The organism is Achromobacter sp. ACM01 (assembly GCF_014851745.1).
Lineage (GTDB): Bacteria > Pseudomonadota > Gammaproteobacteria > Burkholderiales > Burkholderiaceae_B > Achromobacter > Achromobacter aegrifaciens.
The window spans coordinates 416,902-436,858 of sequence record NZ_JACVAF010000004.1; the positions used below are offsets into that span (position 1 = coordinate 416,902).

17 protein-coding genes are annotated in these 19,957 nt (G+C 67.8%); 7 read left to right on the top strand and 10 right to left on the bottom strand.

Going from position 1 to position 19,957, the window contains the following annotated elements; genetic code table 11:
• Positions 1-94 precede the first annotated feature (94 nt).
• Both IB268_RS22345 and IB268_RS22350 read left to right on the top strand, forming a co-directional pair.
• Positions 95-1,096, top strand: coding sequence for a tripartite tricarboxylate transporter substrate binding protein (locus tag IB268_RS22345; RefSeq protein ID WP_054457183.1), 1,002 nt, complete (start codon positions 95-97; stop codon positions 1,094-1,096).
• Positions 1,097-1,119: 23 nt separating this feature from the next.
• Positions 1,120-2,313 carry a M20 aminoacylase family protein gene (locus IB268_RS22350; RefSeq protein WP_054457184.1) on the top strand — a complete coding sequence of 398 codons (1,194 nt, stop codon included), beginning with the start codon at positions 1,120-1,122 and terminating at the stop codon, positions 2,311-2,313.
• Between the two features lie 31 nt (positions 2,314-2,344).
• Here IB268_RS22350 and IB268_RS22355 read toward each other — a convergent pair whose 3' ends face one another.
• Genes IB268_RS22355 through IB268_RS22365 form a run of 3 tightly spaced genes read right to left on the bottom strand, consistent with a single transcriptional unit; the run spans position 2,345 to position 5,210 of the window.
• Positions 2,345-3,472 (bottom strand): deoxyguanosinetriphosphate triphosphohydrolase, encoded by a 1,128-nt coding sequence (locus IB268_RS22355; protein WP_175181583.1) that lies wholly within the window; start codon positions 3,470-3,472, stop codon positions 2,345-2,347.
• Positions 3,473-3,495: 23 nt separating this feature from the next.
• Complete coding sequence (aroB, locus tag IB268_RS22360) at positions 3,496-4,572, bottom strand: 3-dehydroquinate synthase (RefSeq protein WP_125472556.1); 1,077 nt, start codon at positions 4,570-4,572, stop codon at positions 3,496-3,498.
• A complete protein-coding gene (locus IB268_RS22365; RefSeq protein ID WP_054457189.1) occupies positions 4,569-5,210 on the bottom strand; it encodes a shikimate kinase in 642 nt (213 codons plus the stop codon). Before IB268_RS22365 ends, aroB begins: the two co-directional genes overlap by 4 nt.
• A 114-nt stretch (positions 5,211-5,324) precedes the next feature.
• Between IB268_RS22365 and IB268_RS22370 the strand changes: the two genes are divergently transcribed.
• The gene (locus IB268_RS22370) at positions 5,325-7,772 is read left to right on the top strand and encodes a penicillin-binding protein 1A (RefSeq protein ID WP_054457191.1); all 2,448 of its coding nucleotides are present in this window, start codon (positions 5,325-5,327) and stop codon (positions 7,770-7,772) included.
• Between the two features lie 60 nt (positions 7,773-7,832).
• Here IB268_RS22370 and cyaY read toward each other — a convergent pair whose 3' ends face one another.
• The gene (gene cyaY, locus IB268_RS22375; protein ID WP_013396958.1) at positions 7,833-8,162 is read right to left on the bottom strand and encodes an iron donor protein CyaY; all 330 of its coding nucleotides are present in this window, start codon (positions 8,160-8,162) and stop codon (positions 7,833-7,835) included.
• Positions 8,163-8,216: 54 nt separating this feature from the next.
• On the opposite strand from cyaY, the gene IB268_RS22380 reads away from it, so the two are divergent.
• On the top strand, positions 8,217-8,378 hold the full coding sequence (locus IB268_RS22380) for a lipoprotein (protein WP_225589042.1): 162 nt from the start codon (positions 8,217-8,219) through the stop codon (positions 8,376-8,378).
• Entirely contained in the window at positions 8,375-9,667 is a 1,293-nt protein-coding gene (gene lysA, locus IB268_RS22385; protein WP_192354815.1) for a diaminopimelate decarboxylase, read from the top strand. The genes IB268_RS22380 and lysA overlap by 4 nt, the downstream gene beginning before the upstream one ends.
• A 60-nt stretch (positions 9,668-9,727) precedes the next feature.
• Here the strand turns inward: lysA and IB268_RS22390 are convergent, their stop codons facing one another.
• Genes IB268_RS22390 through tssJ form a run of 6 tightly spaced genes read right to left on the bottom strand, consistent with a single transcriptional unit; the run spans position 9,728 to position 18,674 of the window.
• Positions 9,728-11,080 (bottom strand): hypothetical protein, encoded by a 1,353-nt coding sequence (locus tag IB268_RS22390; protein WP_192354816.1) that lies wholly within the window; start codon positions 11,078-11,080, stop codon positions 9,728-9,730.
• Positions 11,081-11,099: 19 nt separating this feature from the next.
• On the bottom strand, positions 11,100-11,816 hold the full coding sequence (gene tagF / locus IB268_RS22395; protein ID WP_054457308.1) for a type VI secretion system-associated protein TagF: 717 nt from the start codon (positions 11,814-11,816) through the stop codon (positions 11,100-11,102).
• Positions 11,817-11,829: 13 nt separating this feature from the next.
• On the bottom strand, positions 11,830-15,459 hold the full coding sequence (gene tssM, locus IB268_RS22400) for a type VI secretion system membrane subunit TssM (protein WP_054457198.1): 3,630 nt from the start codon (positions 15,457-15,459) through the stop codon (positions 11,830-11,832).
• The gene (locus IB268_RS22405; protein WP_054457200.1) at positions 15,456-16,733 is read right to left on the bottom strand and encodes a DotU family type VI secretion system protein; all 1,278 of its coding nucleotides are present in this window, start codon (positions 16,731-16,733) and stop codon (positions 15,456-15,458) included. Before IB268_RS22405 ends, tssM begins: the two co-directional genes overlap by 4 nt.
• Before the next feature lie 27 nt (positions 16,734-16,760).
• A complete protein-coding gene (gene tssK, locus IB268_RS22410; RefSeq protein ID WP_192354817.1) occupies positions 16,761-18,095 on the bottom strand; it encodes a type VI secretion system baseplate subunit TssK in 1,335 nt (444 codons plus the stop codon).
• Positions 18,096-18,113: 18 nt separating this feature from the next.
• Complete coding sequence (gene tssJ / locus IB268_RS22415) at positions 18,114-18,674, bottom strand: type VI secretion system lipoprotein TssJ (protein WP_054457203.1); 561 nt, start codon at positions 18,672-18,674, stop codon at positions 18,114-18,116.
• Between the two features lie 118 nt (positions 18,675-18,792).
• Between tssJ and IB268_RS22420 the strand changes: the two genes are divergently transcribed.
• Positions 18,793-19,164 (top strand): TssQ family T6SS-associated lipoprotein, encoded by a 372-nt coding sequence (locus IB268_RS22420; RefSeq protein ID WP_054457206.1) that lies wholly within the window; start codon positions 18,793-18,795, stop codon positions 19,162-19,164.
• Between the two features lie 27 nt (positions 19,165-19,191).
• Positions 19,192-19,953, top strand: coding sequence for an FHA domain-containing protein (locus IB268_RS22425; RefSeq protein WP_175160037.1), 762 nt, complete (start codon positions 19,192-19,194; stop codon positions 19,951-19,953).
• Positions 19,954-19,957: the final 4 nt, after the last annotated feature.

The window sequence follows — 19,957 nt, forward strand, 5'->3', positions numbered from 1 at the left end:
TAGCTTCCAGAATAACAATTCGTTAGACAACTAGCGAGGCCTGTCCCTAGCATGCGGATCACGACTAGATCATTCCAAGGGGAATTTCGTGAGCATGCTTTCCAATGGCCTGCGCCTGGCCGGCTGTGCGCTGGCGCTGGGCGCGGCGCTGCTGGCCCAGGGCGCCCGGGCCGCAGACTATCCCGACCGGCCCGTCATGATGATGGTGCCCTACCCGGCCGGCGGCGCGTCCGATTCCATCGCCCGCGTGGTGGCCCCGCCCGTCTCCAAGCAGCTGGGCCAGCCCGTGCTGGTGGAGAACCTGGGCGGCGTGAGCGGCGCGCTGGGCGCGCAGAAGGTGCTGGGCGCCAAGGCTGACGGCTATTACCTGTTCCAGGGCTCGCCCAACGAGCTGATCCTGTCCCCCATTGCCAATCCCGCGGTCAAGCTCAAGAGCGAGGATTTCCGCCTGGTGCAGATGATCGGCATGGCCCCATTGGTGATCGTGGCGCGCGCCGACCTGCCCGCCAACAATGCCGACGAGCTGGTCACGCTGGCCCGCTCGCGCTCGGCCACCCAGCCGCTGACGTTCGGCAGCGTGGGCGTGGGTTCGCTGTACCACGTGCTGGGCGAACACATGGCGCGCACCATCGGCGCCAACATGATGCATGTGCCCTACAAGGGCGGCGCGCCGTTGATGCAGGACATCGGCGGCGGCCAGGTGGACCTGGCCATCCTGCCGCTGTCGCAGCAGCAGGTGGCGCTGGCCGAGCAGGGCCGCATCAAGCTGCTGGCCAGCCTGGACCCACAGCGCAGCCAGTTGCCCGCGCTCAAGACCGTGCCGTCGGTCAACGAAGGCCAACTGCTCAAGGGCTTCAACTTCACCACCTGGACTGGCTACTTCGTCAAGCGCGACACGCCGCAAGACGTGGTGGCGCGCCTGAACGCAGCGCTCAACGCCGCCATGCAGGATGCGGCGGTGAAGGACAGCCTGGCGCACCAGAACATCGAAGTCTCCGCCCCCATGAGCGCGGAACAGGCCGACGCCATGTACCGCGCCGAGACCGAGCGCTTCCGCGAAATCTCCAGCCACGTGAAACTGGCAGGCAACCAGTGACCCGATTCCAGGACCTCTCCGACATGCATCCCATCCTGCAGGCGATGACCGCCCAGGCCGACGAATTCGTCTCGATCCGCCGCGACATCCACCGCCACCCCGAACTCGGCTTCCAGGAATTCCGCACCAGCGACCTGGTGGCGCAGTGCCTGACGCAATGGGGCTATGAAGTGGAACGCGGGCTGGGCGGCACCGGCGTGGTGGGGCAGTTGCGCCGCGGCAGCGGCGGCAAGCGCCTGGGCCTGCGCGCCGACATGGACGCCCTGCCCATCCAGGAAGCGACGGGCCTGGAACACGCCAGCTGCAACGAAGGCGTCATGCACGCCTGCGGCCACGACGGCCACACCGCCATGCTGCTGGCGGCCGCGCACCACCTGGCCAGGCATGGCGACTTCGACGGCACGCTCAACCTGATCTTCCAGCCCGCCGAGGAAGGCCTGGGCGGCGCCAAGCGCATGATGGAAGACGGACTGTTCAGCAAGTATCCCTGCGACGCCATCTTCGCCATGCACAACATGCCGGGCCATCCGCAAGGCCGCCTGCTGCTGCGCGACGGCGCCGCGATGGCTTCGTCCGACAACGTCACCATCGTGCTGGAAGGCGTGGGCGGGCACGGCGCGATGCCGCATTGCGCCGCCGATCCGGTGGTGGCTGGCGCGGCCATCGTGCTGGGCCTGCAAAGCATCGTCGCCCGCAATATCGATCCCCTGCACATGGCGGTGATCACGGTCGGCGCATTCAACGCAGGCAAAGCCAACAACGTCATCCCCCAGACCGCCACGCTGAAACTCAGCGTGCGCGCGCTGGACCGCGGCGTGCGCGACACGCTGCAAGCCCGCATCACGGAACTGGTCCACAGCCAGGCGGCCAGCTATCAGGTGCGCGCCACCATCGACTACGGCCGCGGTTATCCCGTGCTGGTCAACACCCGCGAAGAAACCGATTTCGCGCGCCAGGTGGCGGTGGAACTGGTAGGCGCCGACCAGGTGGAACTCCAGACCCGCGCGCTGACCGGCAGCGAGGACTTCGCCTTCATGCTGGAGGAAGTGCCAGGGTCCTACCTGCTGGTGGGCAATGGCGATGGCTCGGCGGAAGGCTTCAACAGCGGGCATGGGGCCTGCATGGTGCACAACCCGGGCTATGACTTCAACGACCACAGCCTGCCCGTGGGCGCGGCCTACTGGGTGCTGCTGACGCAGCGCTATCTGGCGGGCTGAGGCCGCGGCGCAAGCCTGAGGCCCGCGGGCCTCAGGCCATCTCGAACAGGCGCTTGTGCTCGCGGATGGCGTAGCGGTCCGTCATGCCCGCGATGTAGTCGGCGATGGCGCGGGCCTGCTCGTTGAAAGCCGGCCGGCGATAGTCGGGCGGCAACAGCCGCGGATCGTCCAGGAAAGCCGCGAACAGCTCGCGCACGATGCGCCGCGCCTTGGTCGTCATGCGCAACACGCGGTAGTGGCGGTACAGGTTGTCGAACAGGAATTTCTTCAGCGCGTCGGCCTCGCTCCGGATCTCGGGCGAAAAGGTCGCCAGCGGCGGCGCGCGGCGCACGTCGTCGGCAGTGGCGGGCGCGAACTCGCGGATGCGCGCCAACGAGGTCCGCGTCAGGTCGACGATCAGCGTATTGATCATGCGGCGTATGGTCTCGGCCACCGCGCGACGCGCAGCCAGCCCCGGATAGCTTTCCAGCACGTGGGCGTGGTGGCGCTCGAAGATCGACACTTCCTTCAGCTGTTCCAGCGTGATCAGGCCCGAGCGCAGACCGTCGTCGATGTCGTGGTTGTTGTAGGCGACCTCGTCCGCCAGGTTGGCCAACTGCGCCTCCAGCGAGGGTTGGGTGCGGTCGAGGAAGCGCTGGCCCACGTCGCCCAGCTGCCTCGCATGCGCGGCCGAACAATGCTTGAGGATGCCTTCGCGCGTTTCGAAGCACAGGTTCAGGCCGTTGAAGTCCGCGTAGCGTTCTTCCAGTTCGTCCACCACCCGCAGGCTTTGCAGATTGTGCTCGAAGCCGCCCGCCTCCGGCGCCAATTCGCGCATGCAGGCGTTGAGTTCATCCTGGCCCGCATGACCGAACGGCGTGTGGCCCAGGTCGTGCGCCAGCGAGATGGCTTCGGTCAGGTCTTCGGACAGGCCCAGGCTGCGCGCCAGCGTGCGCGCAATCTGGGCCACTTCCAGGCTGTGGGTCAGGCGGGTGCGGAACAGGTCGCCCTCGTGGTTCACGAAGACCTGGGTCTTGTACTCCAGGCGCCGGAAGGCGCTGGAATGGACGATGCGATCGCGGTCGCGCTGGAACTCCGTCCGGTTTTCCGGTGGCGGCTCGGCATAGGTCCGCCCGCGCGATTGAGACGGGTGGGATGCATAGGAAGCCAGTTCTTTCATCTGCAACACCGTCTCCATCACGGCTATTGGGTGGTGCGGGCCAGCACGGCGCGCACGGCGTCGTCGGGGGCCGCGCGCATCATGGCCTCGCCGATGCGGGTCATGAGCACGTAGCGGATCGAGCCGCCTTCGGTCTTCTTGTCGACCTGCATCAGGTCCAGCCAGCGGTCGGCGCCCAGGTCGGGGGCCACGACGGGACAGCCGATGGCGACCACCAGCGCGCGCACGCGCTCCACGTCGGCACGGTCAAAGCCGGCGACGTCGGCCGACAGCTCGGCAGCCTGCACCATGCCGCAACCGACGGCTTCGCCATGCAGCCAGGCGCCGTAGCCCAGGCCGGATTCGATGGCGTGGCCGAAGGTGTGGCCCAGGTTGAGGATGGCGCGCAGGCCCGACTCGCGCTCGTCCTTGCCCACCACTTGCGCCTTGAGTTCGCAGGAGCGGCGGATGGCGTAGGCGACCGCCTCGGGGTCCAGTTCGCGCAGCTTCTGCGCATTGTCCTCGCACCAGGACCAGAATTCCGGGTCCAGGATCAGGCCGTACTTGATCACTTCCGCCAGGCCCGCGGACACCTCGCGCGCCGGCAGCGTGTTCAGCACGTCGGTGTCTATTTCGACTGCGACCGGCTGGTAGAACGCGCCGATCATGTTCTTGCCCAGCGGATGGTTGACGGCGGTCTTGCCCCCCACCGACGAATCGACCTGCGACAGCAGCGTCGTGGGCACCTGCAGGAAGCGCACGCCGCGCATATAGACCGCGGCCGCGAAACCGGTCATGTCGCCGATGACGCCGCCGCCCAGCGCCACCAGCACGCAGCGGCGGTCCAGGCGGTTGCCCAGCAGCGCGTCGAAGATCAGGTTCAGCGACTGCCAGTCCTTATAGGCCTCGCCGTCGGGCAATTCGATGCGCAGCACCCGCTTGCCGGTCCGGGCCAGCGCGGCTTCGGCGCGCTCGCCGTACAGGGCGGCGACGGTCGGGTTGGTCACCACGGCGATCGCGGTGGCGTCGGCGGGGATGCACTGGTCCAGGGCGTCCAGGCGGCCGGGGCCGATGTGGATCGGGTAGGCTCCGCCCGGGGTGTCCACGTGTACTACGTTCATATGCGCTTCTCGAAGGCTTGCAGTTGCGGCAGCAGCGCCTTGACCAGGGTGTGTATGGGCATGGCGCCCGTCTCCACCACCAGGTCGGCTACTTCCTTATAGAGGGGTTCCCGCAGGGTCATGAGGTCGCGCAGCGTGCCGCGCGGGTCGGCCGTGGCCAACAGGGGACGGTTGCGGTCGCGGCAGGTGCGGCGGAACAGTTCGTCCACGCTGGCGCGCAGGTAGACCACGATGCCGCGCTCGCGCAGGCGCTGACGGTTTTCCGGCGCCAGGATCGCGCCGCCGCCGGTGGCAAGAATTATGTTGCGCCGTTGGGTACACTCTTCCAAGGCGGCAGATTCCCGGCGACGAAAACCGGCTTCGCCCTCGATTTCGAAGATTACCGGCACCCGCACGCCGCAACGCGCCTCGAGCTCATGATCCAAGTCCATAAACTCGCGCCCCAGGGCACGCGCCAGGCCACGCCCTATGGTGGTCTTGCCCGCGCCCATCATCCCGACCAGGAAAACCGGCAGGTCATGCGGCAGCGTGGCGGCCTTGCCTGTGCACTCGATCGCGCAAGGCTGGTTTTCGGGCGTCTCGCAGGAGGACGCCGGGTCCGGGTCAGCCTCCGGACATGAGTTAGCGGAAAAGTTCATGACGGCATTATCACATCAGCCGCCAGTTGCCCGCCTACCACACTGAACGATTTTGTTACAGAAACCGGTGCCCCGTGCCAAGACGGACCCGGAGATACCCGTAAAATCGCCGCGATGAGCAAGCCCCAGAATTCCTCCAAGAAAGACAAGCCCGCCAAGAGCGGTTCCCCGATACTGCGATTCTTCGTAAAAACCGGCATTTTCTTTGCCGGCCTGTTCCTGTGCGGCGTGCTGCTGGCTGGGATGGCGTTGGCGCTGGCCTGGCCCAACCTGCCCGACCTGAACGCCATGACGGACTACCGCCCCCGGGTGCCGCTGCGCGTCTTTACGGCGGACCGCGTCCTGATCGGCGAATTCGGCGAAGAGCGCCGCAACGTGCTGCGCTTCAACGAAATCCCGGACGTCATGAAGTCCGCGGTGCTGGCGGCCGAGGACGACCGCTTCTACCAGCACGGCGGGATCGACTGGATGGGCGTGGCGCGCGCCGGCCTGACCAACCTGGTCAGCATGTCGAAGTCGCAGGGCGCCAGCACCATCACGATGCAGGTGGCGCGCAACTTCTACCTGTCGTCGGAAAAGACCTATTCACGCAAGTTCTATGAACTGCTGCTGACCTTCAAGATCGAGTCGGAGCTCACCAAGGACCAGATCCTCGAGCTCTACATGAACCAGATCTACCTGGGCCACCGCGCCTATGGTTTCGCGGCCGCCTCGCGCACCTACTTCGGCAAGCCCCTGTCCGAAGTCACGCCTGCGGAAGCCGCCATGCTGGCCGGCATCCCCAAGGCGCCCTCGCGTTTCAACCCTATCGCCAACCGCCCGCGCGCCGAGCTGCGCCAGCGCTACGTGCTGGGCCGCATGCACTCGCTGGGCTACCTGACCGAACCGGAATACCAGCAGGCGCTGGCCCAGCCCATCGTCATGAAGTCCGCGGAAGGCACGCCGGCCGGCGGCTATTCCATCCATGGCGAGTACGTGGCGGAACTGGCACGCCAGCTGTTGTTCAACGTGTACCAGGACAACGTCTATTCGCGCGGCATCAATATCTACACCACCGTGCAGTCCAAGGACCAGGAAGCGGCCTACCGCGCCGTGCGCGAAGGCGTGCTGGAATACACGCGCCGCGCGCCCTACCCCGGCCCCGAGGAACAGCTCGACCTGCCGCCGGGCACCGAGAACAACCCGCAGGCACTGGACGAATTCCTGGACGGCGTGTTCGACAAGTTCAGCGACAGCGGTGACCTGCTGACGGCGCTGGTGCTGTCGGCCAGCCCCACCGAAGTGAAGCTGGCGCGCAGCTCGCGCGAGATCATCACCGTCACCGACAAGAAGGTGCTGGGCGTCGTGGCGCGCGCGCTGAACGACAAGGCCAAGCCCGAGCAGCGCATCAAGCGCGGCTCCGTGGTCTACATCCGCAAGTTCGGCGACAACTGGGAAATCATCAACCTGCCTTCGGTGCAGGCGGCCTTCGTGGCGCTGTCGCCGCAAGATGGCGCCATCCGCGCCATGGTCGGCGGCTTTGACTTCTACCGCGGCAACTTCAACCGGGTGACGCAAGCCTGGCGCCAGCCGGGTTCGAACATCAAGCCCTTCATCTACGCCGCTTCGCTGGAACGCGGCCTGACCCCGGGCACGCAGATCTCGGACCAGCCCTTCGAACTGACGGCCGCGCAGACCGGCTCCAAGGCCTGGAACCCGAAGAACTACGGCAATCAGTACGAACCCATGCTGACCCTGCGCCAGGGCCTGTACAAGTCCAAGAACATGGTGTCGATCCGTATCCTGCAGGCCATCGGCCCGCAGTACGCGCAGGACTACCTGACCCGCTTCGGCTTCGACAAGGCCCGCCAGCCCGCCGTGTTGCCGCTGGCGCTGGGCGCGGGCTCGGTCACGCCCTTGCAGCTGGCCGGCGCCTTCTCGGTGTTCGCCAATGGCGGCTACCGCGTCACGCCCTACCTGATCGACCGCGTCACCGACAGCAGCGGCAAGGTCATCATGCAGTCCAAGCCGGTCGTGGCCGGCGACGCCGCGGCCCGCGCCATCGATCCGCGCACGGCCTGGGTCATGGACGACATCCTGCGCGGCGTGGCCACCTACGGCACCGCAGCGCGCGCCCGCGTCCTGCTCAAGCGCAACGACATCGCAGGCAAGACCGGCACCACCAACGAATCGGTGGACGCCTGGTTCTCCGGCTACACCCCGTCGCTGGTCGCCACCGCGTGGCTGGGCTTTGACCAGCCCAAGTCCCTGGGTTCGCGCGAAACCGGCGGCGGCGTCGCCATGCCGATCTGGGTCGATTACATGCAGACGGTCCTCAAGGGCGTGCCCGAAGAGAAGCCGCGTCCCCGCCCCGATGGCCTGCTGGTCGAAAACGGCGAGTTCTACTTCTCCGAATTCCCGCCCGGACAAGCGGTGGCGCGCCTGGGCTTGCCCGAGGCCGACACGCTGGGTGAGTTCCTCAACGGCCTGAACGGCAGCACCAGCGAGGAAACCCGGATCAAGGTGGCGCCGGGCGTAGGCACGCAAGGCAACACGCCCTGGTCCCAGAAGATTCCGTTCTGACGCGCAAATGACAAGGCCGGCCCCATGGGGCCGGCCTTTTTTTCGCCTGAAGCTGACGTTTTACAGGCGTATCGTCACGGGTACGCCGGCTGCCGCGGAACAGATCTGCGACAGGGCATCCGGCAACTGCGGGCCGCCTCGGGTATCGTTCCAGTGCTGGCCATCGTAGCGGTAGTGAAAGCCGCCGCTGCGCGCCGCGACCCACAGCTCCTGCATGGCAGCCTGGCTGTTCACCACCACATGGGTGTTGTCCTCGAAAACCATCGTCAGCACATTGCCGCTGCGGCTGGTTTCGACGTCGACATCGAGCGAAGCCGCCCAGTCATCGGCCTGGCTTTCGATGCTGTTCAGCACCTGGTCGATCAACGCAAGAAATTCGGTTTCGGTCATAATCGAGCCTGCAAGATTTAGGAGTTCCCAGTGTTCCACTTGGCATTTCGCCGCATGGTCCTTCGCATTGTAGCCACGCTGCTGGCGACCGGCATGGTTGCCGCCTGCGGGTATAAGGGCCCCTTGTACATGCCGACGCCGGACGGCAAGCCGCCCTCGCGCACGCAGCCGCAGCCGCAACCGACGGCCATCCCGCCGGTGCAGTCCATTCCATGACACCCCGATTCCCCGCGCAGCCTGAACTGGCCGGTCATCCGTACTTCCAGTTCCGCAACAATGTCCTGTACGCCGAGGACGTGCCGCTGGATCACCTGGCCGAAAAGCTGGGCACGCCGCTGTACGTATACTCGCGCGCCGCGCTCAAGGCTGCCTGGGAATCCTACCGCAATGCCGTCGGCCAGCATCCGGTGCTGGTCTGCTACGGCATGAAGGCCAATTCCAACCTGGCCGTCCTGAAGGAATTCGCGCGCCTGGGCGCGGGCTTCGACATCGTTTCCGGCGGCGAGCTCAAGCGCGCCCTGGCGGCCGGTGCGGACCCGTCCAGGATCGTATTTTCCGGCGTGGGCAAGCAGGCCTGGGAAATGCGCGCCGCGCTGGCCGCCAAGGTCAAGTGCTTCAACGTCGAGTCCGAAGCCGAACTGCGCCGGCTGTCGGAAATCGCGCATGACATGGGTCTGCGCGCGCCCGTTTCGCTGCGGGTGAATCCGGACGTGGATGCGCAGACGCATCCATACATCTCCACCGGCCTGAAGGAAAACAAGTTCGGCATCGCCATCGAATCGGCGCTGGACGTCTACCGCCTGGCCCAGTCGCTGCCGGCCCTGGAAATCGTGGGCGTGGACTGCCACATCGGTTCGCAGCTCACCGACATCAGTCCCTATTTCGACGCGCTGGAAAAGCTGCTGGACCTGATCGAAAAGCTGGATCAGGCCGGCATCCGGATCGTCCATCTGGACCTGGGCGGCGGCCTGGGCATCCGCTATACGGATGAGATCCCGCCCTCGCCCCAGGCCTTGCTGGATCGTGTCTTCGAACGCCTGAACGCGCGCGGCTTCGGCCATCTGCACCTGGTGCTGGAGCCCGGCCGCTCGCTGGTGGGCAACGCCGGCGTGCTGCTCACGCGGGTCCAGTACCTGAAGCACTCGGAAGCGCGCAACTTCGCCATCGTCGACGCCGCCATGAACGACCTGCTGCGTCCCGCGCTATACGAAGCCTTCCACAGCGTGCGCCCCGTGCATCCGCGCGCGGGCGACGAAACCCTATACGACATCGTCGGCCCGGTCTGCGAAAGCGCCGACTGGCTGGCCCGGCAGCGCAAGCTTGCTCTCCAACAGGGCGACCTGCTGGCGGTGGAGTCCGCGGGCGCCTACAGCATGGCCATGGCCAGCAATTACAACGCCCGCCCCCGCGCGGCCGAAGCCATGGTCGACGGTGACAAGTACTACGTCGTGCGCCAGCGCGAAACGCTGGACGACCTGCTCAAGGGCGAATCCACGCTGCCCTGAGGGGCTGCCGCCATCCGCGGCGCGGACCGCGCGCCGCATAGGGGCGCGATGCCGCTCATTTCACTCGAACTCATGCGTAATGGAAGCCGGCCGGCCTGGCGCTACTGTCAGGGTCATGCGGTAATCGCCCGCTGATGCGTTGCGCACCGTCACCTGGTAACGGCCTGGCGGCAGGGACAGTTCGCGCAGCGGCGGGCTGACGCCGCGCGAGCGGCCATTGACCACCACCTCTCCCCATGGACGCACGGCCACGCGCACCGTGACAGGCGCCGCCTGAGGCGGCGGCGTCGCGGGCGCGGCGGGCTCTGACGCGGCGGGGGCTGCCGCGGCTTCAGGCTCAGGGGCGCTATCTGGCTTCGGGCTGGCGGACGGCATGGTGGAGCCAGTGGCTGCGGCCTGCGGCGGCGAGGCTGGTAGGGCCGCGGCGGGGGAGTCCGGCGAGGTCGGTGGAGTCGGCGCGGGCGCGGGTTGCGGCTGTGGTTCCGACGGCGGCAGGAGTTGCGGCGGCGGTTGGGACGGTGGCTCCGATTGCGGCTGGGGTTGCGGCTGAGCTTGAGGCGGCGCCACGCCAGCCAGCTCCACCGGCGGCTGTGCCGGCCGCAGCCATGCATATCCCCCCGCCGCAAGCAGCAAAAGGCCCGCCACGGCCAGCGGCAGCATGCGCCGCGCGCGCGCCGGGTGTTCCGGCCGCATCGCGGTCAGGCGAGCGGCGGCCGGCGGCGGATCGGCAAAGTCGCCGGCGGGCGTCTCCATCATCAAGGAAGGCGCGGTCATGTCCGGCTCCGGATCCTCCACAGGAGCGGCCACAGAAACCGCCGCAGGAGCCGGCACCGCCAGCGGGATCACGCCCATCGCCGCAGCAAGCGCCGCGGCTGTCCGCGGTCTCGCCTGCGCCTCCATCGCCAGGCCCTCGTCCACGGCGGCGCAGAAGGCCGCCCGATAGGCGCCCGGATGCCACTCATCCAGAGGCGGGCAATCGTCGCGTACACGGCGCGCCAGCGCGCCTGGAGGGGCCGCGCCCGTCGCCAGGAAGTACGCCAGCGCCGCCAGCCCGTACACGTCCGTCCAGGGGCCGCAAGAATGCCCCGGATCGTCCGTGTACTGTTCGAACGCGGCATAACCGGCATGTCGCGCTGCGTCTTCGTCATCGGGCGCCGCATCGAAAGGCGGCGCCAGGACGGCAAAACCCTGCCCGTCGCGGACCACGGCATCTGGGCAAATGCCGCCATGCGCCCGGCCGCCTTCGTGCATGGCGGCCAGGGACGCGGACAGGCCGGCGACCACTCGCAGGATCTCCTGTTCACGCTGCCGCCCGGGCGGCAGGCGCAGGATATCGTCCAGGCGCTCCACATCTGGCGCGGCCGGGAAGCCCCCCGCGCCCGGTCCAGGCGGCACAGCTGAAGTTCGTAGCATGCGCGGTCCTCCGGCAGATTCAGGGATGCCAGGTCGGCAGGGATGAGAACAGCCTGGCGAACAGCGTCGCGTTCAGCGCGCCGCCATGGATGTAGGTCTGCAAGGCCGCGCCGTCCGCCTGGTTGGTCCACCAATAACTGGTGTGGGAACTGGGGTTGAAGCAGAACGGCAGGTCGGGCCAGGCGCCCAGCGCGCGGCGCGCCAGCGGCGCGGAATCCTGCTCGCGGCCGGCGCTCAGGATGTCCATGATGTCGCTGCCGCCGCGCGGCGCGGCGGCGCCCGGCGCTGCGGCAGGCGTACGCACCTGCTGCAGGCTGCGGTCGAACTGCTCCGCCGGGCAGCCATGGCGCACCGCCGCCAGCATGCTGGCGCCGATCTGCCGGTAGTAGTCGCTGGCGCCATCCAGGATGCTGCTGTGGTACTGCGCGGGCGGTACGGCCATGACCACGCACAGCGGGTAGCCCCGGCCCACCCGGTCGCGGCTGGGCGTGATGCAGCCCAGCTGTGCGACACCCGCGCCGGGTCCTGCGGGAATCGCGAAATTCCAGATGGGCGCCGACGCGAAACCGCGCGCGGCATTGACGTCCGGCGCCTGCTTCAGCGCCGCCAGCCCGAACTGCAGCCAGCGGTCCCACCAGGTGATCAGCTCGCGCGGCAGGCGCCGGTGCACGAAGTCGCCCGCCGCCGGAATCTTGCCGTACCAGCCCACACGCCCACGCTCCACTGCTAGCTCCATGTCCATGTCCTGTTCACGACGCGCCCGGGCAGGCGAACGCCTGCATCTCGGCCAGATGGAAAGGGCTCTTGACGCTGCTGGCGGTGATCTCCAGCACCACCTTGCGCCCGCCCAGATCGAATGTGGCCAGCGTGACCTCCGGCGTGGCCCCCCGTCGCAGCTGGGCGCGGTCCAGCATGCGGTTCAGCGCCCAGGGGCCCGACGTGGTCATGCCAGCCGCGCCGACCTGCGGCGTGAGCTCGATGCGCACCTGGTTGCTGCCGCGCGGACCGGGCCACTGCACCGTGGTCGCCACCTGCGGACCATGCGCGTAGCGCACCGCCTGGCCATCCACGTCCATCACGAACTGGGTAATGCCCGCGTCCATTTCCACGGGCCTGATGGCCACCCGATACGAGGGCATGGGGTTGCCCGCCATGAAATACACGTCGCGGATCACGCCCGCGCGCTGGAACGCGTCCAGCGTGGTGGAGTTCTCCCCCGACTTGCCGTCGATGCCGGGCTTGAAGCGCCAGCGCTGTCCGGAAACGTCGATCTGGTTCGCCAGGTTCTTCTGGAAGAAGTCGTCCATCAGGCCATTGGGCCCGAACAGCCGCGCCATATCGTTGGGCGCCACGTCGCGCGCCGAACGGCTCGAAAACGGATAGCGTCCGGCCACGGACTGGCCGCAGAACATGCCGATGGTGGCGGACACGGTCTCGCCCATGCGCGCGCGGGCCACGTCGGACACCTCGCCGGACGCGTTCACCGACAGCGAGTTGAGCACGTCGCGCAGCGGCCCTGGCAAGCGGCCCGCCTCGGCCCTCAGCTTGGTCACGGAATCCGAGCTGGGTGCGGGGCTGCCGCTGCGCAAGGCCGCATCCGCCGCCGTCAGATAGGTATAGAGCTCGTTGATGAGGCCGGTGGTGGCTGCGATCGGCGAGGTGGCGCCGGCCGCCGCGCCCTCGCCTTCGGCCAGCCGACGGTACGGCTCGAAATGCTGGTCCACGATGCGCTCCAGCTTCTCGTCGGTGGCGTCGGCCCGCATGGCCGCGCCGGGCCCGGTTGGCCCGAACATCTGCTCCAGCGCCTCGCGCGTGCTGCTGACGCGGTCGCGCGCCTGGTCCACCAGCGAGCGGTCATCCTTGCCGGTATCGCGCAGCAAGGAGGTCTCGCGCGCAACGCCGCGCACCAGCTGCACCAGCGGAGACTCCGGCGCGGACAAGGTGCGCGCCATCTGGATGTTCTGCAGCAGCGACTTGCTGGGCGCCAGCTGCATATCGTTCAGATAGCCGTCCCACTGCGCCACGTAGTCGTTCATGTACAAGCGCTTGATGTCGACCACCAGCTGGCGTTGCGCCGTCTGGTCCAGCTGGCTGCGCAACGGGATGTTCAGGATCCACGCATCATCCGAACGCAGCACCTCGGCCACGCCGGTCACGCGCTTGTTGAACACGTCCCAATAGCCGCGATAGCTGTAGAGCGCGGGAATGCCCTGGCTCAACGGCTTGCCGCTCTTGCGCACGAAGACGGCGCTGGCCTGCGCGCCGCCCAGCGTCACCACCGTGATCTCGGGCGCCGCGTCGGCGTTGGCCAGGGTGCGGCGCAGCCGGCTGTAGGCGCGTTGCGCCAGCGTGTAGCGCGCCAGCTTCTCGCGCGCCTGGGCCACCAGCGCGTCGTCCTTGGGAAACGGCGACGCCAGCACGTGGCTCTGCGTCAGGTTGCGCAGGTGCAGCGACAGCTGCTCATACTGGCGCCGCGTGTAGCCTTCAGGCAGGGTGGCCTGCATGTCCGAGAGCAGCCACGCATGCATGAACTCCGCGTCGTAGCGTTCGGCCTCGTACAGCATCAGATAGGCCCGCAGCGCCTCGTAGGAATACTCCAGGTCGCTGGCCGAGGCGTCGCGCAGGGCGGTCTCGACGCGCCGCGCCACCTGCGGCAGCAGCACCTGGTCCAACGTGTTGCCGTACACGCCCTGCGCCGCCGCCCGCAGCTTCTGGCCCTGGTAGAGGCCATAGCGATAGCTCAGGGGCGGATTGTCGATCTCGAAGCCCTCGTGCTGGGGCAGGTACCAGAGGCTGTCCAGGAACGGCATCAGCCCCAGCAGGTCGCCAGTGCGCGTGATCTTGATGTCGCGGCTCAGCTTCTCCACCGCCGGCACCCGCCGCGCCACCTCTTCCACGTAATCGGCGTTGTTGCGATAGCTCATCGTCCAACCCGCGACCAAGGCCAGGAAGGCCGCTGTCACCAGGCCGTACCCCGCCCAGTGCAACTGCCGATAGCGGCGTTCCCAACGCAGGTTGCGGCTGGCCAGGCCGGCCTCGCGGAAGATGACGTCCTGCAGCAGGTTCTTCAGGAAGTAGCTGCGTCCTTCCGCCTCGCCCGGCACGCTGGCCGCGGGCGCGGCGCCGCCGTCGATGCGCAGGTAGCGCTTCAGATGGCCGGTCACCTGGTCGAAGGTCTCTCCGCCCTGCGTGCCGCTGGTGAAGTAGACGCCTCGCGGAATGACCCGCGCCTCGAACTTCGAAGTCGCGAACACATCGCTCAGGAAATGGCCCAGGATGGCCTGCAGGCCCGCGAACTGCTGCGGCAACATGTAGGCAAGCGCGCGCCGCGCAGGATCGCTCTCGGCCGCCACCACTTCAGGCAAGGCGTCATCCAACCGCCGCTGCAACAGCGCATACTCTTCGTGAAAGGCTTCATACAGGTCGAAACCCGGCTCCTGCGCGCGCGCATACGGCAAGGTAAAGCCCCAGATCTGCGCCAGCTCCTCTCGGGTAAAGGAAGCGAAGTACTCTTCGAAACCGGACAGCAGATCCGTCTTGGTCACCAGTACATACACCGGGAATGCGATGCCCAGCTGCTCGCGCAATTCCTGCAGGCGGCGTCGCAGCACTGCCGCATGCTGCGCCCGTTCCGCATCCGACGCCGACAGCAGGTCTTCGACGCTGACAGTGAGCATGGCGCCGTTGATGGGCTGGCGGCCGCGGTACTTGGACAGCAGGCCGAGAAAGCCGCGCCACTCTTCTTCGTCGCCGGTCGGATCGCTTTCGTGCGTGGTGTAGCGCCCCGCCGTGTCCAGCAACACGGCATCGTCAGTGAACCACCAGTCGCAATTGCGCGTGCCGCCCACGCCGCGCAAGGCCACCTTGCCGTAGCGTTCGGCCAGAGGAAAGTTCAAGCCTGAATTCACCAGCGCGGTGGTCTTGCCCGCGCCCGGCGCGCCGATGATCACGTACCAGGGCAGCTGATACAGGTACTGCTTGGAGAACCGGTCCAGCGCGCCGCGCCTGCCGCGGCTCTCGAAGCGGGTCTTGCGCAGCAGTTCCACGGCCTCGTGAAAGCGCGCCTCCAGCTGGCGTATCTCGTCGTTGCCGGCGGCTTCCTCCAGCGGCTTTTCCGCCTTGGGCCGGGGCCGTCGCAACTGGCTCAGCAGTTGCGCGTTCAAGCGCCCTTCGCGCCATTTGCGCCACAACAGCCGCAGCAGCCAGATCGCGAACATCGCCACGATGACGGCGATGCGCACCGTTTCGCTTTCCAGCGGGCGCACCGTGCCGATGGCGATGAGCGGCCCCGCGATCCAGATCAGCACCGCCAGGGCCACCAGCCCCAGGAAGTTCCACACGCGGCGGCTGAAGAACCATCCGAACAGCCTGTAGATCATTCCTGTCCTCCCTGCTCGTGCGCCACCGGCGGCACCAGCACCGTGATCTCCACCCGCCGGTTCAGCGCGCGGCCCGCGGCCGTGTCATTGGGCGCCACCGGATCAGCGTCGCCGCGCCCTTCCGCGCGCACGCGGGCCGTCTGGCCCAGGCGTTGCTCCAGCATGTCCTTGACCGCATCCGCGCGCGCCTGCGACAAATGCCAGTTGGACGGAAAGCGTGCGCTGCGCATCGGCGTGTTGTCGGAGTAGCCGCGCACCAGGATGCTGCCCTGCGTCTCGCGCAAGGCATCGGCCACGCGCGACAGCACCGGCAGGTACTGGTCGCGCACGGAACTGGCGCCAGATTCGAATACGCCGTCGCCCCGCAGCACCACCACGCTGCGGTCCACCTCATCGCGCACGGTGACCAACTGGTCGCGGATCTCGGGCGCCAGGAACACCGCCAGCCGCGGCGCGGGCGCGGGCCGCTTCACGGCGGTCGGGGCGATCTGCACCGTGGGCGGACGCAGCTTGGCGATGGACGCGAACACGCCGTCGGACTCGCTGCCCAGACGCCAGCCCAGGCCCCAGTACAGGGCCAGCGCCAGGACGGCTGCCAACGCGCCGAACACCCACAGCGGCACGGGCAGGCGGCGCAATGGCGTCTGCGCCGGCTCGTCGCGCCAATGCGGAGACAGCGCCAGCGGATAATCGCCGCGCGCGCCGCGCAGGATGCGCAAGAGGCGCTGGCGCAGCGTTTCCAGCTGCGAGCGGCCGTTGTCGATCACGCGGTAGCGCCCTTCGAAGCCCAGCAGCAGGCAGTAATACAGCAACTCCAGCAGATCCAGGTGCTGCCCGGGGTTCTGCGACAGCTTGGCCAGCAGTTGGAAGAACTTTTCTCCGCCCCAGGTCTCGTTGTGGAACGTGACCAGCAGGCTGTGCGCGGACCACACGCCGCCCCCGCCCCATGGCGTGAGCGCCGCGGCCTCGTCCAGCGCCGTGCACAGGCAGTAGCGCGCGCCCAGTATGGTTTCGTTGGGGATGCCCGCCTGCTGCGCGCGCAGCTCGAACTGCCGCACTTCGTCCAGCAGGTGCTCGCGCAGCATCGCAGGCGAGGGATGCGTCGCCGTGGCGCGGATCTGCGGGATCAGGTCCAGCAGCGGGTTGGCCGCCGCCACCAGCGGATTGGCGCCGCTGATGACGTAATCGTGGGGACGCAGCCTGCCCGCCGTATTGGCAGCGCCTTCGCCGATGCCGCCCGGAGGGCCGGCCAGCGTGTGATCCGAAGCATGCATAGTTGTCTCCGCCTGGTTTGGCCGCGCTCAGTCGCGCAGCGCCCAGAACTCCATCGTCAGCCCGGGAAAATCGCCCGCCAGATGCAACGCCAGCGCGCCGGTGCGCTCCAGCTGCTTCCAGAATTCGCCGCTCTTATCCAGTTCGAAATAGACATGTCCGGCGCTGTACGGAATCTGTCGCGGCGCCACGGGCAGCGCGCGCACGGCGACGCCCGGCAATTGCAGGTGCACCAGGTCACGGATGCGTTCCACCGGACCGATCTTGACCTGCGCCGGAAAGCGCGCCCGCACGGTCTCCACGCCCAGGTCCGCATGCACCGCCAGCACGAAGCCGGCCGACTGCAACAGTTCCGCGTCCTGGATCTGCGCCACGCGCACGCCCTGGCCGCGGTCCTGCAGCGGTATCTGCAAGGCGCGCTGTTCCAGTACGGCCGACAGGGAGCGGCGCAGCTCGTTCATCAAAGGCGTGAAGCTGCCCTGCAGATCATCGTGCACGTAGTCCGGCAGCACACCGGGCCGGCGCGTGGCGGACGTGAAGGTGGCCAGGTCGCAGGCCAGCATCAGCCAGTCGTGGAACAGGCGTTCGGGATGCTGCGCCGGAAGCTGCCGCGCATGCCAGATCGAACCTATATAGCGGTTGACGGTTTCCAGCAGCATGAAGTCCGACACCTCGGAAACGCCGCCGCGGCCGGGCTGCGACAGGCGCGAGGCCAGCGCCTCGCTGCGCGCGTCGAGCAGCCCCTGCAGTTCATCGACGAAGCCCCGCAGAACCGGATGCTCGCCCGCCGCCAGCCACGGCGCCACATAGCCTTCGTCCAGCACCACCCGGTTGTCTGAACGCCGCTCCAGCACGCGCGCCACGCCCAGGCCCAGCCAGTCGTCGGTGAGTTCGTCTTCCAGCATCAACCGCAGCCGCAAGCGTCCGAGCTGCATCAGGACGGGTTCCAGCGCCACGGAGCCGCTGTCTTCCACTTCGGCCTCGTGCACCAGATAGCGCGCCAGCGTGTCTTCCTCGCCTTCGTAGATGACGTCGCTGGCGCCGGCGCGCACGCGCGGCAGGGCCAGTACGATGCGCGCGCCGCGCGTCTGCGCCGGTACTTCGAACGCCGCGGGCGCCGCGTCCGGATGCGAGAAATCGAAAGGCGTGCCGTCGGGCATGACGCCTTGCGCCCGGGTCAGCGCCACCTTGCCGATCGCCAGCGCGTCGCGGTCCAGCGACAGCAGGCCAAAGCCCCAGAAGCATCCCTGGAGCGTGGCTGCGCGCTGCTGCGCGGTATGCAGCATATGGCGTTCAAACTGCTGGAAATGCTGCGGCCGCAGGAACATGCCCTCCGACCAGATCACTTTGTCTCTACTCACCATGTGCGGTTCTCTTCGCTTCTAAAAGGGCCACCACGAACGGCTGCGATCCACTTCTTCCAGCCCGTCGCGCTTGACCGCGACCTTCACCGTCTCCTCGTTCGGCGAAAACTGCCAGACCTTGTAGATGTTGGTGTTCTGCGCCTCGGGCAACGACACCAGCAGCCGCCACTTGCTTTGCTCCAGTTCGCGATAGGCCGCCACCACGCCCACCACGCGCGCCTCGGCGTTGCCTGGGTACTGCACCACCTTGGTTTCACCCGGTTTCAGGATGACCTGGTCGACATTGAGCAGCTCCGCGCCCAGCGCCGCATGCGCATCGCCCTGCAAGGTGAAGAAGTCGCGCGATTCGAAGATGCTGGCCGATTTCAGTTCATAGATCGTCACCTGCACCGGCGAGGGCCTGCCGCTGGCGTTCTGGTTCACTTTCGGATCCGCGCGCAGTTCGATCGCGTACGGCACGGGCACTCGCTTGGCCGTCGACGAGCATGCCGCGAGCATCGCCGCCGTCAACGCAGCCGCGAGAATCGCCGCGGTGCGCCGCCGTCCCGTCGGAATCACTCGTAGGCATGGACCGTTCATAAGACCTCGGAAATAAAAGTACACACGTCTGTTACGCCGCGACGCATACCTTGCACGGCGGGCCGCTATCATCGGCGGAATGACCAGGCCTACACACTCCGAACGACACGCCCGCGCCATGAAACAGTCCGCACGCATTTGCTTGATATCCACGCTCGCGCTGCTTGCAGCCTGTGCTTCCACCCCATCGCCGCAAGCCGTGGAAGCGCTGCAGCAGGTGCGCGACGAATATGCCGCCAGCCGCTTCGGAGCCGTCGTGCGCACGGTGGCGACTTCCGACGCGCTTGCCACCGCGCCCACGCCCATGCGGGTCGAAGCGCTCAAGCTGCAGGCCTTCAGCTACTGCGTGACCAACTATCGCCAACTGTGCGAGGACAGCTTCGCGCGCATCCTGCAGCTGCAGCCCTCGTTCCAGCTCGCGCCGAATGAGGCCGGACACCCCCAGTGGGGACCGGCATTCCAGGCGGCGCAAGCGTCCCAGATCCGTTAACGCGCCGACGGCGCCCAGGAGACAGGCGTGAAACTCACCGTGTTCCAGCGTGCCGGCGATCCGGCCTTCGAACCCATCCACGCCGTGTTCACGGCGCCCGGCGGCACGGTAGGCCGCAGTCTCGACAACCAATTGGCCCTGCCCGATCCGACGCGCGGCATCTGCCGCGTGCAGGCGGCGATCCGCGTCAACGACGATGACGCCGGCTTTCTGCTCAACCTGAGCGACATGAGCACCGTCAGCGTCAATGGCCAGGCGCTCGCGCGCGACCAGGAAGTGCCGCTGCATCCAGGCGACGAGCTGCAGATCGGCGACTACCGGCTGCGCGCCGCAGCGGCCGCGCCGGAGGCTCCGGCGGCCAGCGCGGCCGCCGTGGTCGACGACGACATCTTCAGCGACCTGATCGGCCCCGGCACCCTGCCCGTGGGCAGCGCGCCGGACGTCTCCACACACCCCTTCGATCTGGACTCCGCGCAGGCGCGCAACCCGGAAGATCCCCTGCGCCACCTGCCGCCCGGCGACGGCGCGGTGTCGCGCCCGCCCACCGATCCCCTGGCGCTGTTCGATGCGCCGGGTGACGACACACCCAGCATCTTCTCGGACGGCACCCCGTCCGCCCTGCCCGCGCACGACGCATTGGCCGAGCACCGGGCCCATCCCGTCGACGACGCGCTGGGCCGCCCGCGCGACGCGGCAGACGGCCGCAGCGCGTCCGATCATCTGCGCGAGATCGGCGGCTACCTGCGGCCCGCGCCCGTCAAGCCAGAACCCGGCGACAAGAACCGCTGAGGCC